This window comes from Caulobacter sp. LjRoot300 (genome assembly GCF_964253875.1).
Classification (GTDB): domain Bacteria; phylum Pseudomonadota; class Alphaproteobacteria; order Caulobacterales; family Caulobacteraceae; genus Caulobacter.
Map to the genome: position 1 here is coordinate 1,087,724 of NZ_CAXUSA020000001.1, position 13,435 is coordinate 1,101,158.

At 69.6% G+C, this 13,435-nt stretch carries 14 protein-coding genes; 7 read left to right on the forward strand and 7 right to left on the reverse strand.

The genetic code is table 11. From position 1 onward, the window contains the following. Window positions 1–45: 45 nt before the first annotated feature. The gene (locus tag ACSQ2G_RS05030; RefSeq protein ID WP_436028784.1) at window positions 46–732 is read right to left on the reverse strand and encodes a flagellar hook assembly protein FlgD; all 687 of its coding nucleotides are present in this window, start codon (window positions 730–732) and stop codon (window positions 46–48) included. Window positions 733–743: 11 nt separating this feature from the next. After that, complete coding sequence (locus ACSQ2G_RS05035; RefSeq protein ID WP_436028786.1) at window positions 744–2,444, reverse strand: flagellar hook-length control protein FliK; 1,701 nt, start codon at window positions 2,442–2,444, stop codon at window positions 744–746. A 403-nt stretch (window positions 2,445–2,847) separates the two neighbouring features. Between ACSQ2G_RS05035 and flgK the strand changes: the two genes are divergently transcribed. The 4 genes from flgK (at window position 2,848) to ACSQ2G_RS05055 (ending at window position 7,648) form a co-directional block, all read left to right on the forward strand. Continuing rightward, window positions 2,848–4,962 carry a flagellar hook-associated protein FlgK gene (flgK, locus tag ACSQ2G_RS05040; RefSeq protein WP_436028787.1) on the forward strand — a complete coding sequence of 705 codons (2,115 nt, stop codon included), beginning with the start codon at window positions 2,848–2,850 and terminating at the stop codon, window positions 4,960–4,962. A 9-nt stretch (window positions 4,963–4,971) separates the two neighbouring features. Continuing rightward, a complete protein-coding gene (locus ACSQ2G_RS05045) occupies window positions 4,972–5,895 on the forward strand; it encodes a flagellin (protein WP_436028789.1) in 924 nt (307 codons plus the stop codon). A gap of 88 nt (window positions 5,896–5,983) precedes the next feature. After that, on the forward strand, window positions 5,984–7,210 hold the full coding sequence (gene mnmA / locus ACSQ2G_RS05050) for a tRNA 2-thiouridine(34) synthase MnmA (RefSeq protein WP_436028791.1): 1,227 nt from the start codon (window positions 5,984–5,986) through the stop codon (window positions 7,208–7,210). A 306-nt stretch (window positions 7,211–7,516) separates the two neighbouring features. Then, a complete protein-coding gene (locus ACSQ2G_RS05055) occupies window positions 7,517–7,648 on the forward strand; it encodes a hypothetical protein (protein ID WP_436028793.1) in 132 nt (43 codons plus the stop codon). Between the two features lie 13 nt (window positions 7,649–7,661). Here ACSQ2G_RS05055 and ACSQ2G_RS05060 read toward each other — a convergent pair whose 3' ends face one another. From ACSQ2G_RS05060 to ACSQ2G_RS05070, 3 genes are all read right to left on the reverse strand, one after another. Continuing rightward, window positions 7,662–8,159, reverse strand: a complete 498-nt coding sequence (locus ACSQ2G_RS05060) for a sugar transferase (protein WP_436028795.1) — start codon at window positions 8,157–8,159, stop codon at window positions 7,662–7,664. 168 nt (window positions 8,160–8,327) lie between these two features. Further along, window positions 8,328–8,540: a hypothetical protein gene (locus ACSQ2G_RS05065; protein WP_436028797.1), complete on the reverse strand. Its 213-nt coding sequence runs from the start codon at window positions 8,538–8,540 to the stop codon at window positions 8,328–8,330. Continuing rightward, window positions 8,537–9,040, reverse strand: coding sequence for a winged helix-turn-helix transcriptional regulator (locus tag ACSQ2G_RS05070; protein ID WP_436028799.1), 504 nt, complete (start codon window positions 9,038–9,040; stop codon window positions 8,537–8,539). The genes ACSQ2G_RS05065 and ACSQ2G_RS05070 overlap by 4 nt, the downstream gene beginning before the upstream one ends. A 231-nt stretch (window positions 9,041–9,271) precedes the next feature. Between ACSQ2G_RS05070 and ACSQ2G_RS05075 the strand changes: the two genes are divergently transcribed. Beyond that, entirely contained in the window at window positions 9,272–10,474 is a 1,203-nt protein-coding gene (locus ACSQ2G_RS05075; RefSeq protein ID WP_436028801.1) for an acetyl-CoA C-acyltransferase, read from the forward strand. A gap of 66 nt (window positions 10,475–10,540) precedes the next feature. Here ACSQ2G_RS05075 and ACSQ2G_RS05080 read toward each other — a convergent pair whose 3' ends face one another. Beyond that, a complete protein-coding gene (locus tag ACSQ2G_RS05080; RefSeq protein ID WP_436028803.1) occupies window positions 10,541–11,125 on the reverse strand; it encodes a DUF3617 domain-containing protein in 585 nt (194 codons plus the stop codon). 80 nt (window positions 11,126–11,205) lie between these two features. Here ACSQ2G_RS05080 and ACSQ2G_RS05085 point away from each other — a divergent pair, with 80 nt between their 5' ends. Further along, window positions 11,206–11,475, forward strand: a complete 270-nt coding sequence (locus ACSQ2G_RS05085) for a GNAT family N-acetyltransferase (RefSeq protein ID WP_436028805.1) — start codon at window positions 11,206–11,208, stop codon at window positions 11,473–11,475. 83 nt (window positions 11,476–11,558) lie between these two features. On the opposite strand, the gene ACSQ2G_RS05090 is transcribed toward ACSQ2G_RS05085, so the two are convergent. Continuing rightward, the gene (locus ACSQ2G_RS05090; protein ID WP_436028807.1) at window positions 11,559–12,425 is read right to left on the reverse strand and encodes a LysR substrate-binding domain-containing protein; all 867 of its coding nucleotides are present in this window, start codon (window positions 12,423–12,425) and stop codon (window positions 11,559–11,561) included. 94 nt (window positions 12,426–12,519) lie between these two features. On the opposite strand from ACSQ2G_RS05090, the gene bla reads away from it, so the two are divergent. Next, window positions 12,520–13,434, forward strand: a complete 915-nt coding sequence (bla, locus tag ACSQ2G_RS05095; protein WP_436028809.1) for a class A beta-lactamase — start codon at window positions 12,520–12,522, stop codon at window positions 13,432–13,434. Window position 13,435: the final 1 nt, after the last annotated feature.

Sequence of the window (13,435 nt, forward strand, 5' to 3'; positions counted from 1 at the left end):
GCGACGGCGTCGTTCTGACGCCCGTTCATCGAGTGGTGACGGCCGTTACGTGGTCGTCGTGGTGGGGTTGGTGACGCCGATCACGGAGTCGAGCGGCACCTTGGTTTCGCCGATCCAGACCATGTTGACGCCGCTTTCGTTGGTGACCTTGGTGACGACGCCGTCGATGCGCCCCTTCGCCGTGGTCGGAATCTTCGTGCCCGCCGCGTCGGTGGCGGTCACCTTGATCGTGTATTCGCCGCCGTCGGGCTGCTTGACGCCGTCGGCGCTCTTGCCGTCCCACTTGAAGGTGTGGTCGCCGCTCGACATGTCGTCGGGCAGGACGGTGGCGATCACCTTGTCGAACTTGTCCAGGACCTCGATCTTCACACCCGTGCCCGCGCGGCTCTGGGTGTAGCTCCAGGTCGCCTCGCCGCTCTTGAGCACCGACTTGTCGGTCTCGGCGGTGACCTGCTTGCCCATCAGGTTGACGCCCTCGCTAATGCCGCCGCTGGTGTTCATGCCCACCAGGGCCGTCAGCAGGTCGTTGGTGACCAGCTGCTGCTCGACGCCGGTCATCTGGGTGATCTGGCTGGTCATCTGGGTCGTGTCGGTGGGCGCCAGGGGGTCCTGGTTCTTCAGCTGGGTGGTCAGCAGCTTCAGGAACGTCTGCTCGTTGTTGGCGAGCGAGTTCCGCGAGTTGTTGATCTTGTCGGTGGTGGCGTTGCCGGTGGCGTTGGTGGCCGTGACCATGGCGGGCTCTCCTAGATTCTGACGTCGACGCCGCTGCTGTCGGCGACGCGCAGGCCGGGCAGCAGGGCGGACGGGGACAGGGTGGGGATTTCCTCGCCCAGCGCCGATCGGAAGGCGCGGCCTTGGAAAGCCTGACGGCCGTTCTCGCCGTCCTGGAAGTTGAAGAAGGCGTTCTGGCCCTGGCCGCCCTGGTTCTGGCTCGAACTGTCGAAGCTCAGGGCGTTGTCGGCGACGTTGAAGCCGGCGGCCGCCAGGGCCTGGCGCAGTTCGCCGGACTTGCCGCGCAGGTCGGCGGCGGCGGCCGGATTGTCGAAGTTCAGAGCGGCGGTCAGCTTGCCGTCCTTGGCGATCTCGATGCGCACGTCGACGCGGCCCAGGCCTTCGGGCTGCAGCACGACGTCGAAGCGGCTGGTCTTGCCGACCACCGCCTTGCTGGCGATCTCGGTCGTCAGGTGGTTGACGGTCTCCGGGCCGGCCCTGGGCGGCAGCTGGGCGGCGACAATGGGGGCCGGGGCGGCGGCCGTGCCCGGCGCGACGAAGGCCGGGGCGGCGGCTGGAGCGTCGGCGGCGGCCGCCACCGGCGCGGCGTCCTTCAGCGGCGAGCCCTGGGCGTTGGCGTGGTCCTGGGCGCCGTCGCCCGTCGCGCCCTCGCCCGTCGTCGCGGCATGGGCCGCGGCGGCGACCGGGCCATGGCCCGGTTCGGCGACGGCGTCGGCCACGGCGGCCGCGACGGCGCTCGCCGTGGTGGAGGCGGTCGTCTTCGGCTCGGCGGCCTTGACCACCTTGCCGGTGACGGAGGCGACTTCCGGCGCGGCGGCCTGGGCGGCGGCGGCCTGGGCGGGCGCGGGTTCGGCGGGGTCGGCGGCCGGGGCGGCGATCGCGGCGACGGCGGCCTGGGCGGTCGGGACGGCGGGCGTCGTGGTCGGCGCGAGCGTGGCGGCGTCGGCCTTGGCGGTCGGCGCCGTCGAAGATGTCTTGGATTTGGCGGCGGCCGCGATGGCCGCGAGCTCGGCGACCGAGGCGGTCGGCGGCGCCGTCAGGGCCGGGGCGGCTTCGGCGGCGTCGGTCGCCAGGGCCTCGGCCGGCAGGGCCAGCGCCTCGGCTTGCCCGTCCTGGGCGACGGCCGCGGAGGAGGTCTCTGTCGTGACGGCCTGGGCGGCCTGGACCGTCTGAGCGGTCGCGGCGGCGTCCGTCGCCGGCTTGGGCGTCTCAACGGCTGGCGCCTGCATGGCGGCGATCAGGGCGGCCGCGGCCAGGGCGGCGGCGTCGGCCTGGCCGGCGGTCGCATCGGCGACCTGCCCGTCAGCGGCGACGGCGGCCTGGTCCTTGCTATCGGTCTTGTCGTCCGTCTTGCCTTGGGCCGGCTTGGCGTCCGAAGCCTTGTCGGTCGCCCGGCCGTCGGCGAGCTTGATCGGGGTCTTGGGATCGGCGGCCTTGTCTGCGGCGTCCGCGACCTTGTCGGCCTTGGCGTCGGCGGCGCGGTCGGCGGCCTTGGTGTCGGACGTCTTCTTGTCCTGGGCCCGGTCGGCCGCCTTGTCCGAGGCCTTGCCAGCGTCGCGAACGTCCCGCGTGGAGGCCTTGTCGTCCGAGGCGCCGGCGCTTCCGGCCTGGGCCAGCAGCGCGCCGAAGCCTTCGGCCGCGTCCTTGTCATAGCCGCTGGCGGGAGCCGGGGCCGAAGGCAGGACGGAAGCGGGGGCGGCGATCGCGGTCATGCGTCGATGAGGTCCACGGAGGATGGCGGCCCGAAGAGGAGACGCCTTGATCCGGACTTCCCTGAGCAACCGCCGGGCCAACTCGAAATCTAGAAGTAAGTCGTTGTTTCAGTTGATATTAATCTTGCATTCACACCTTCGGATAGGCCGACCACGGCGCTTTTTGCCGGGCTGAACCGAGCGGAAAGGGCCAGGCTTGCCGCGTCGTCGCGCCCCACCCGCGGTTGGCGCCGTCCTTGCGCATGGCTTTGCGTCGCTCGCTCGACGCCAGGAACGAATTGCCATGATTTTCAATGGCTTGCACATCGCCGAAGGGGTCGAACCCCACAACGCCCGGCAGTTTTCGCCGGGCAAGGTCGCGTTGCGCCGTTCGTGGTTTGCCGAGCAGGCCGGAGAATAGACCATGTCGTTGAACACCATCTTGAACGTGGCGACCTCGGGGATGATGGCGGCCCAGACGGGCCTGCGCGTCGTTTCCGACAACATCGCCAACATCAACACCGCCGGCTATGTCCGCAAGACGATCGCCCAGTCCAACCTGGTGTCGAACGGCATGGGCGTGGGCGTCAACATCGACGCCATCAAGCGCGCCACCGACAAGTTCATGGCCGCCGCCAGCCTGAACGGCGCCTCCGACGCCGGCCGCGCCAGCGCGGTCGCCACCGCGATGGACAACGCCCAGAAGCTGTTCGGCGACCCCAGCGCCAAGACCAACTTCTTCGCGACCCTGGACGACGTCTACGCCGCCTTCTCCATGGCCGCGGACGACCCGTCCTCGACCCTGCTGCGCAGCAGCGCCATCACCAAGGTCGAGGACTTCCTCGGCGAGAGCAAGCGCATCACCTCATCGCTGTCGAGCCAGATCAAGGACACCGACAACCGCATCGGCGCCGACGTCGACCGCGTCAACGACCTGCTCAAGCAGATCGACGCCCTGAACGTCGACATCACCCGCGCCAAGATGGCGGGCGCCGACGGCACCGGCTCGGAGAACGTCCAGAGCGGACTGATCAACGAGCTGTCGACCTACATGAACATCCAGGTCAGCGACCGCTCCAACGGCGGCGTCATGGTGCGCTCGGCCGAGGGCGTGACCCTGGCCGGCAACGGCCCCGCCACCGTCACCTACAACCAGTCGGGCCCGGCCAACGGCTACCTCACCGTCGTCACCGCCAACAGCGGCGGCCAGGTCATGCCGCTGGCGGTCACCAATGGCGAGATCCAGGGCCTGCTGGAGCTGCGCAACAAGGAGCTGCCCAACCTCTCCGACCAGCTGGGCGAGTTCGTCAGCCGCGCCGCCGAGGAGCTGAACCGAGCCTCCAACGCCGCCAGTTCGGTGCCCGCGCCAAGCAGCATGACCGGCAAGGACACGGGCCTGGACGCCAACACCGCCTTCGCCAACTTCACCGGCAAGACGACGATCGCCATCACCAACGCCGCCGGCGCCATCGTCCAGCGCGTCGATGTCGACTTCGGCGCCGGAACGATGACCGTCAACGGTGCGGCCGGCCCGACCTTCACCAACACCAATTTCCTGACCCAGCTGAACACCGCCCTGGGCGGCACGGCGACGGCGGCCTTCACCAACGGCCAGCTGAGCCTGAACACCACGAGCTCGACCAACGGCGTCGCCATCGTCGACGACGCCACCACGCCCTCGACCAAGGCCGGCAAGGGCTTCAGCCAGTTCTTCGGCCTCAACGACATCATCCGCTCGGACGGCTACTCGCCCTACGAGACCGGCATGGTCGCCAGCGATCCCAGCGGCTTCACGCCCGGCCAGACCATCACCCTGCGCCTGACCGACAGCGAAGGCAGCCGCATCCGCGACATCCAGGTGGCCATCCCGACCGGGACCGGCACGATGCAGGAAACCATCGACGCCCTGAACTCGCGCAATTCCGGCATCGGCCTCTATGGCTCTTTCTCGCTGGGCTCGAAGGGCGAGCTGACCTTCACCTCCAACACCGCCACCCCGGTCAGCCTGTCGGTGGTCGAGGACACCACCCAGCGCGGCGTCGGCGGTCCGTCGCTGAGCCAGCTGTTCGGCGTCGGCATGAGCGAGCGCAGCACGCGCGGCGGCCTGTTCAAGGTGGATCCGGCCATGGACGCCGATCCCTCCAAGCTGCCGTTCGCCAAGCTGGACCTGACCGTGGCGGCCGGCGTCCCGGCCCTGGCGACAGGCGACGGTCGCGGCGCGCTGGCCCTGGCCAAGGCCGGCGATGTCGCCGCCGCCTTCGCCACCGCCGGCGACACCGCCGGTTCCAGCAAGACCGTGCTGAACTACGGCGCGGACTTCAGCGGCTCGATCGCCCGCAAGGCCGCCGCCGCCACCAGCCGCAAGGAAGCGGCCGACTCCGTCAAGACCGAGGTCGACGCCCAGCGCCAGTCGCAGGAAGGCGTCAATCTCGACGAGGAACTGGTCAACCTGACCACCTACCAGCAGGCGTTCAACGCTTCGGCCCGCCTGATCCAGGCGACGAAGGACATGTTCGATGTCCTCACCAATATCGTTTGAGGTTAAGCCATGACCCGCGTCTCCACCTCCGGCAATTTCGGCGTGATGACCAGCAACCTGATGCGCGCCCAGGTGCTGCAGAACGTCGCCGGCGAACAGGTCTCCAGCCAGAAGAACGCCACCGACCTCAAGGGCTACGCCAAGAACGCCGAGGTCCTGACGGCGATGAAGAGCGCCCAGGCCAAGGTGGCCGGCTTCCTGGACCAGACGACCCTGGTCTCCAACCGCCTGGACGTCCAGGACATCGGCATCGGCCAGGTCTCGGACGCCACCCAGGACGCCCGCGACGCCATCGCCAACGCCATCGCGGCCGGCAGCGCCGAGACCCTGATGCAGCAGATGAACGGCGCGTTCGGCGACGTGGTCCAGGGCCTCAACAGCAAGTTCAACGGCCGCTACGTGTTCGCCGGGGCCAAGTCCGACACCCAGCCGACCACCGCCACCAGCATGGCCGACCTGACCGCGGGCCCGCCGATCGCCACCCTGTTCAAGAACGACCAGTACATCACCAGCAACCGCGTCGACGACACCACCTCGGTCGCCACCGGCCAGCTGGCCGACAAGCTGGGCACGGGCGTCTATGGCGCTTTCAAGCAGGTCCAGGCCTATGTCGACGCCAACGGCCCGTTCACCGGCAAGCTGACCCAGGCCCAGAGCGACTTCCTCAAGGGCCTGCTGCCCGTGTTCGACGGGGTCAAGACCGGGCTGGTCACCGCCCAGGCCCAGAACGGCCTGAACCAGAAGCGCTTCGACACCGCCAAGACCGAACTGTCGGACCAGGCCGACACCCTGACCACCATGGTCGGCGGCATCACCGACGTCGACATGGCCGAGGCGGTCACCCGGCTGGAGTCGGCCAAGCTGGCCGTCCAGGCCTCGGCCCAGGTGTTCGCGTCCCTGCAGAACTCGTCGCTGCTGAACGTGCTGAGGTAGGCAGGTTTGGGGACAGGCGCATGCGCCTGTCCCCGCCCGCGACACCCGCAACCTCGCAAAACCGGCTCCGAACCGCTATATGCGCGCGATGGACGCTATCCTCGCCCCGATCGACACCGCCCCTGCCGCCACCGCTCTCGATCGCGCGGTCGAGCAGGCGCGCGCGGCCGTCGGCCTGCCGGTCGGGACGCGGATCGTGGCGGCGATGTCCGGGGGCGTGGACTCCACCGTCACCGCCGCCCTGCTGGCCAAGGCCGGCTACGACGTCGTGGGCGTCACCCTGCAGCTCTACGACCATGGCGCGGCGATCTCGCGCAAGGGCGCCTGCTGCGCGGGCCAGGACATCCTGGACGCCCGCATGGCGGCCGAGCGGATCGGCATCCCGCACTACGTGCTCGACTACGAAAGCCGCTTCAAGGAACAGGTGATCGAGGACTTCGCCGACGCCTATCTGCGCGGCGAGACCCCGATCCCCTGCGTACGCTGCAACCAGACCGTCAAGTTCCGCGACCTGCTGGACGTGGCCCGCGACCTCGGCGCCGAGGCCATGGCCACCGGCCATTACGTGCAGCGCGCCATGCCGGCTCCTTCTAAGCAAGGAATGGGCGGCGGCAACCGGCCGCAACTGCGCCGCGCCGCCGACCCGGCCAAGGATCAGAGCTATTTCCTGTTCGCCACCACGGCCGAGCAGTTGGACTTCCTGCGCTTCCCGCTGGGCGGGATGGACAAGCCGACCGTGCGCCAGGTCGCCGCCGAGCTGGGCCTGGCCATCGCCGACAAGCCCGACAGCCAGGACATCTGCTTCGTGCCCGAGGGCAAGTACACCACGGTGATCGACCGCATCCGGCCGCAGGGCGCCTTGCCCGGCGACATGGTGCACCTGGACGGTCGCGTGCTGGGTCGCCACGAGGGCGTGACCCGCTACACCATCGGCCAGCGCCGCGGCCTCAATGTCGCGGTCGGCGACCCGCTGTTCGTGGTCCGCATCGACGCCGACAAGCGCCAGGTGATCGTCGGGCCGCGCGAGGCCCTGCTGACCCAGGCCCTGTCGCTGAAGGAAGGCAACTGGCTGGGGGCCGAGGACAGCCTGGAAGCCGCCGCCGCCGCCGGCGCGCCGGTGCTGGCCCGCGTACGCTCGACCCGCGAACCCGTCCCTGGCCGCCTGGCCCTGGCGGACGGCGAGCCGCGCCTGGTGTTCGACGGGCTGGAAGAGGGCGTCGCCCCCGGCCAGGCCTGCGTGCTCTACGACCCCGCCGATCCCGAGCGGGTGCTGGGCGGCGGCTTCATCGCCGCGACCGAGCGCGCCGCGCTCTAGCCGCCGACCCAGGTCGACGGTCTCTCGACGCGCCAGATCCAAGATTTTTCGCCGGCTCGCGCCGACGCACGTCAGACGCGTATCGGCGCGACTCAGCATCCTAGGGACGGTGTGCTGGGCCATTATTTGACGGCGCCGATAAAAACTGACGTTCACTCAAGGCCGCGCAGCAAAATAATCGTCGTTCGGAACCAGAAATCTCCCCCTGAGCAAGTGACATACGAAACTTTTGTGGCATGCATACGTATCTACTGTATGCCCGCGCCAAGTTTTTGACGCGACTGTAGAATTCGGAGTTGAGGGACCATGGCTACCGCCGCCTACACTTACAAGCACCGCCAAGAACGCCACGTCTCGCTGACCCGGCTGAGCGTGATCCTGGCCAATCTTGGTCTGTGGGCCAGCCTGATCGTCGGCGTGGCGATGATCGCGCGCTGATCGCGTCGCCGATCTAATCCAGGTCCTGTTCCTCGCGGAACAAGCCCTGGACCGCATAGAGGGCGGCGACCCTCAGATCGACGAACACCGACCATCGGGCGATATAGTCCAGCTCGGCGCTCCAGGACGGTTCGCCCTCCTCGCCGCGCGGCCAGATCATGCCCGGCCGCGCCTCCAGGCGCCGTGCATAGTCCGGCCGTCCCTGGCGCAGATAGGCGTCCTGCCCGGGCGACTGCGGCCGGGGACCGATCAGCGACATGTCGCCGTCCATGACATTCACGGCCGACGGCAGGTCGGCCAGTCCCGCTCGCCAGAGCACCTGGTCGAACAGGCTTCCGCCGTCGGCCGGCCGGTACAGGCGCCAGCGGCCGAACGCACGGCCATGCAGCCCGACGGTCTCCTCGCGCACGAAGATCGGCCCCCGCCGGGCGCAGCGGATGCCGATGACCATCACCAAGCCGATCGGAAGAAAGAACAGCAGCACGAGGAACGCGCCCAGCACGTCCAACATCCGCTTGCTTATGCTTCTGGCGGGGCCGACCACGCCCACACGCCCCGTCGCTTCGACCAACGCCAACCCCGCTGCACCCTGGGCGCCCCGCCCTGAGCGCGACGCGCTCGACGGCTCAAAACGCCGAGCTTGCGTCGGGGTTCCGACATATTCGTCAAAAGCTGTGGATCAAACGATCTCGTCGAAGCCCAGGCCGATCTTGAACAGGCAATGGCCGGTCTCGTCGACCAGCCGGGCGACGTCGGGATTGGTGTCGGCCCGCGCGCGGACTCGCGTGAAGCGCCAGTCTTCCGGATCGGCTCCGGCCGGAAATTCCGCCCCGTCCGCCGTCACCAGCCGATAGGCCGGCTTGGCGCGATGGACGTGGAAGCGGAAGCTCACTCGGCGGCGATCTTGGCCGAGGCCTCCAGAGCCTGGCCGACCGTCAGCGCCTGATCCTCGTGCACCACCCGGCCCAGGTCACGGCCGTCGACGATCTGGCCGCAGGCCTCGCAGGCCAGCTTGGGACGGAAGTCGCAGCCGCAGGTCTTGTGGACGAAGTGCACCGGCCCCTTGCCCAGGCCGTAGACGTGCTGGTCGCCCCACTCGGCCATGGTCAGCAGCACTGGCGACAGGGCCCGGCCCTTGGACGTCAGCACATATTCCTGGCGCGGCGGGCGTTCCGAATAGCGGCGCGGCTCCAGCACCCCGTGGGCCACCAGGCTCTTGAGCCGGGCGGCCAGCACGTTGCGGGCCACGCCCAGGCGTTCCTGCCACTGCTCGAACCGCTTCACGCCCTGGAAGGCGTCGCGCAGGATCAGCAGGGTCCACGGATCGCCGACGACCTCGAGGGTGGCGGCGATTGCGCAGCGTTCATTGGTGTAGTCGGCGGTCCGGCCCATCACACGAAGTTGAAGCCTTACGCCGGGGAATGCAAGGGTTGCTTTTGCAGACCCACGCAGGTAGGTTTTTTATAGCAATTGACTCTCTCGGTTGCGCACTGCGCGGCGACGGCGGGAATGTCCGCATTCCTCCGTCGCCCACTCTTTGCGGAACGCCCTTGCGCCCGCCGCGCCGAAGAGGGTTTATTCCGCCGCGAAATTCCCAGAACGCAAAATGGGTGGAGCTCCAGCATGTCCGAGGCCTTCAAGTCTTCTGGCGATCCGATCGTCATCGTCTCGTTCGCCCGCACGCCGATGGGCGGCTTCCAGGGCGCGCTGGCCAGCGCCAAGGCCACCGAGCTGGGGGCGACGGCGGTGAAGGCGGCGATCGAGCGGGCCGGCGTCTCGGGCGATCAGGTCGAGCAGATCTTCATGGGCTGCGTCCTGCCCGCGGGCCTGGGCCAGGCCCCCGCCCGCCAGGCGGCGATCGGGGCCGGCCTGCCCAAGTCGGTCGAGGCGACGACGGTCAACAAGATGTGTGGCAGCGGCATGCAGGCGGCGATCATGGCCCACGACGCCCTGGCGGCCGGCAGCGCCGAAATCATCGTGGCCGGCGGCATGGAGAGCATGACCAACGCGCCCTATCTGCTGACCAAGCACCGCGCGGGCGCCCGCATCGGCCACGACCAGATGTGGGACTCCATGTACCTGGACGGCCTGGAGGACGCCTACACCCCCGGCAAGCTGATGGGCGCCTTCGCCGAGGACAGCGCGGCGACCTACCAGTTCGGCCGCGACGCCATGGACGCCTATGCCATCGCCGGCCTGGCCAAGGCCCAGCAGGCCATCACCTCGGGCGCCTTCGCCGCCGAGATCACCCCGGTGACCGTCACCACCCGCAAGGGCGTCGAGACGATCGCTCAGGACGAGCAGCCGCTGAAGGCCGACCCCGCCAAGATCCCCACCCTGCGCCCGGCCTTCGCCCGAGACGGCGGCATCACCGCGGCCAATTCCAGCTCGATCAGCGACGGCGCGGCCGCCCTGGTCATGACCCGCCAGAGCGTCGCCCAGCGCCTGGGCCTGCCGATCGTCGCCCGCGTCGTCGCCCATGCCGCCCACGCCCACGAGCCGGGCCTGTTCACCACCGCCCCGGTCCCGGCCATGCGCAAGGCGCTGAAGAAGGCCGGCTGGGCGGTCGGCGACGTCGATCTGTTCGAGGTCAACGAGGCCTTCGCCGTGGTCGCCATGATCGCCCAGCAGGAACTGGGCTTCGACCCGGACCGGCTGAACGTCAACGGCGGCGCCTGCGCCCTGGGCCACCCGATCGGCGCCAGCGGCGCGCGCATCCTCTGCACCCTGATCGCCGCCCTGCAGGCTCGCGGCGGCAAGAAGGGCCTGGCCTCCCTGTGCATCGGCGGCGGCGAGGCGACGGCGATGGCGGTGGAGCTGGTCTAAGGGCCTTCGACCCGGGGACACGGACGGGGACAGGCCCATGGGCCTGTTCCCAACTTCATCCCCGCCCTACCCTGCCGAGACCGCCTTGGTCAGCAGGTTGATCCGCCGGCCGCCGGGCATCTCGACGTCGCCGCCGCTCCAGCCGTCGGGGCAGGCGCCCGACCACTCAGCGGTCATGCTCATCCTGTGCTCGCCGTTCATCGCCGGCTGGGCCGCGCCGCTCGTCGTGCTGGTGATGTCCATCACGTAGCGCGCGCCGAAATCGCCCGCTACGTGGATGGTGCTGTCGGTCTTGCCGGCCGGGCCCAGGTCGCAGGCCGAGACGACCGTCCAGCTTCCGTCGGCCCCGCGTGTCATCGACTTGCGCTGGCAGCGTTTGTCGTCGCCCTGGCTGTCCAGCCCCATCTTCTCGTCGCTGGTGGTATCGACGCAGAAGCGGAAGCTGCGGGTGAAGCCTTCCTTCAGGGTCATGGTCTGAGTCCACAAGCCCGGCTTGCGTTTGGGCCAGCCTGTCGCCGCGGGCGGCGTCGCGGCAGCCGGGGACGCGGCGGCCGCCTTGGGCCCTTCCGCCGCCTTGGTTTCGGACTTCTGGCCACAGGCGGCCGTGGCCGCGAGGGTTCCGAACGCCACAAACGCCAACAGAACCCGCATCGCCCACCTCGCTCGCGCGTTAGCCCCCCAAGAGCATTAACACGCCTGGCGCGGCGCGGCGTCCAGCCTATATGCGACTCATGACCGACGCCTTCAGCCACAACCCCGCCAAGAGCCGCTACGAACTGGAGGTCGACGGCCTGGTCGCCTTCGCCGATTATCAGCGCAGCGGCCAACGCCTGGTCATCCCCCACGTCGAGGCCGATCCCGCGCTGCGCGGCACCGGCGCGGCCGGCCGCCTGATGGGCAAGGTCGCCGAAACAGCCCGCAACGAAGGGATGAAGATCGTTCCTCTGTGCAGCTACGCCTCGGCCTGGCTGAGGCGAAACGATCCGGAGATGATCGCCTAGGCTGGGGACATGCACTCGTGCGTGTCCCCAAAGCTCGCACCGCGCCCCCGATTGGGGACACGCACAAGTGCATGTCCCCGGTCCTAAGTCGCCTGCTCCACCAGCCAGTCTCGGAACGCCGCCAGCGCCGGGGTGACCGTCCGCGACTTCAGCCAGGTCAGCCAGTACATCCCCGACCCCACCTCCAGGGCGAACGGGCGCACCAGCCGGCCCTGCTCCAGGTCGCGGGCGAACATCATCGACGGGGCCAGGGCCACGCCGACTCCCTGCATCGCCGCCTCGACCATCACCCAGGAACTGTCGAACACCGGCCCGCGGATCGGCGGCGGGACCAGGCCGGCGGCGGCGAACCAGTCGGGCCAGTCGTCGGCCCGGTAGCTGCGCAGCAGGACCTCGGCGCCCAGCGCCTCGGGCGACTTCAGCCGTTCGGCCACCAGCGGCGCGCACAGCGGCGTCATCGGCGCGGCGAACAGCGGCGCGGCCTGGGTTCCGTGCCAGGCGCCGTCGCCGAAGCGCACCGCGCAGTCCAGCCCCTCGCCGGCGATGTCGATGCGGTTGTTGTTGGTGAACAGGCGCAGGTCGACGAACGGATGGGCCTCGCGGAAGGCCGGCAGGCGCGGCAGCAGCCAGCCCACGGCGAAGGTGCCGACCACCCCGACGCTGAGCACCTCCATCACCCGGCCGGCCGAGAACCGCTCGAGCACATCGCTCATCCGGTCGAAGCTGTCGCGCACCGTCGGCAGCAGGGCCAGGCCTTCGTCGGTCAGGGCCAGGCCGCGCGGCAGGCGGCGGAACAGGCTGGCGCCCAGCCGCTGCTCCAGGCCCTTGACCTGGTGGCTGACGGCGGCCTGGGTCACGCACAGCTCGATGGCCGCCCGCGTGAAGGACAGGTGCCGGGCCGAAGCCTCGAAGGCTCGCAGGGCGTTCAGGGGAAGCTGCGCGCGACTCATCTCGACACCCAAATTTTCCTAGGGTTTGCGCCCAGGTATCATCGTTTGATCCCAGGGTCACGCCTGGCCCATCTTCCTGGCCATGGAGAACCCGATGATCGACCGACGCCAAGTGTTAACGGCCCTTTCCGCCGTCCCCGCTCTTTCCATCGCCGGCCCCGCCGCCTCGACCGCGACGGCGCGGCTGACTAGCGGCATTAGCCGGGGTATGGCCGACCTGGAGGCCCGCAGCGGCGGCCGGCTGGGCGTGGCGGTGCTGGACACCGCCAGCGGCAAGACGTTCGCCCATCGCGGCGACGAGCGCTTCGCCATGTGCAGCACCTTCAAGGCCCTGGTCGCGGGCCTGGTGCTCAAGCGGGTGGACCAGGGCCTGGAGCGGCTGGATCGGCGGATCGTCTACGGCCGAAACGTGCTGGTCGCCCATTCGCCGGTCACCGAGAAGCACGTCGACGAGGGCATGACGGTCGGAGCGCTGTGCGAGGCGACGGTCACCCTCAGCGACAACGCCGCCGCCAATGTGCTGCTCTACACCTTCGGCGGCCCGCCGGCCCTGACCGCCTTCCTGCGCGGCCTGGGCGACAAGGTGACCCGCCTGGACGGCTACGAGCCCGGCCTGAACATCGTCCGGCCCGGCGAAATCCACGACACCACCTCGCCCGCCGCCATGCTGGCCGCCCTGCGCGCCCTGACCCTGGGTCCGGTGCTGTCGACGGCCTCGCGCCAGCAGTTGGTCGCCTGGCTGGTGGCCAACCAGACTGGCGACAAGCGCCTGCGGGCCGGCCTGCCCGCCGGCTGGACGGTCGGCGACAAGACCGGCAGCTGGGGCGACGGCAAGGTCGGGACCACCAACGACATCGCCGTGATCTGGCCGACCGGCGCTGGCGGATCGCGCCGCCCGCCCCTGCTGATCACCGCCTATCTGAGCCGCTCCACCCTGGCCGACGACGGCCGCAACGCCGTGATCGCCGAGGTCGCGCGGCTGGTCGTGGCGGCGGGTTTCGGGTCCTAGG

Bases quoted from the DNA above. Each gene is read 5' to 3' on its own strand.
- ACSQ2G_RS05035 (WP_436028786.1), bottom strand. From the start codon at position 2,444: ATGACCGCGATCGCCGCCCCCGCTTCCGTCCTGCCTTCGGCCCCGGCT.
- ACSQ2G_RS05055 (WP_436028793.1), top strand. From the start codon at position 7,517: ATGGCTACCGCCGCCTACACTTACAAGCACCGCCAAGAACGCCACGTC.
- flgK (WP_436028787.1), top strand. From the start codon at position 2,848: ATGTCGTTGAACACCATCTTGAACGTGGCGACCTCGGGGATGATGGCG.
- ACSQ2G_RS05070 (WP_436028799.1), bottom strand. From the start codon at position 9,040: ATGGGCCGGACCGCCGACTACACCAATGAACGCTGCGCAATCGCCGCC.
- bla (WP_436028809.1), top strand. From the start codon at position 12,520: ATGATCGACCGACGCCAAGTGTTAACGGCCCTTTCCGCCGTCCCCGCT.
- ACSQ2G_RS05030 (WP_436028784.1), bottom strand. From the start codon at position 732: ATGGTCACGGCCACCAACGCCACCGGCAACGCCACCACCGACAAGATC.
- ACSQ2G_RS05080 (WP_436028803.1), bottom strand. From the start codon at position 11,125: ATGCGGGTTCTGTTGGCGTTTGTGGCGTTCGGAACCCTCGCGGCCACG.
- ACSQ2G_RS05060 (WP_436028795.1), bottom strand. From the start codon at position 8,159: ATGTTGGACGTGCTGGGCGCGTTCCTCGTGCTGCTGTTCTTTCTTCCG.
- ACSQ2G_RS05045 (WP_436028789.1), top strand. From the start codon at position 4,972: ATGACCCGCGTCTCCACCTCCGGCAATTTCGGCGTGATGACCAGCAAC.
- ACSQ2G_RS05090 (WP_436028807.1), bottom strand. From the start codon at position 12,425: ATGAGTCGCGCGCAGCTTCCCCTGAACGCCCTGCGAGCCTTCGAGGCT.
- mnmA (WP_436028791.1), top strand. From the start codon at position 5,984: ATGGACGCTATCCTCGCCCCGATCGACACCGCCCCTGCCGCCACCGCT.
- ACSQ2G_RS05075 (WP_436028801.1), top strand. From the start codon at position 9,272: ATGTCCGAGGCCTTCAAGTCTTCTGGCGATCCGATCGTCATCGTCTCG.
- ACSQ2G_RS05085 (WP_436028805.1), top strand. From the start codon at position 11,206: ATGACCGACGCCTTCAGCCACAACCCCGCCAAGAGCCGCTACGAACTG.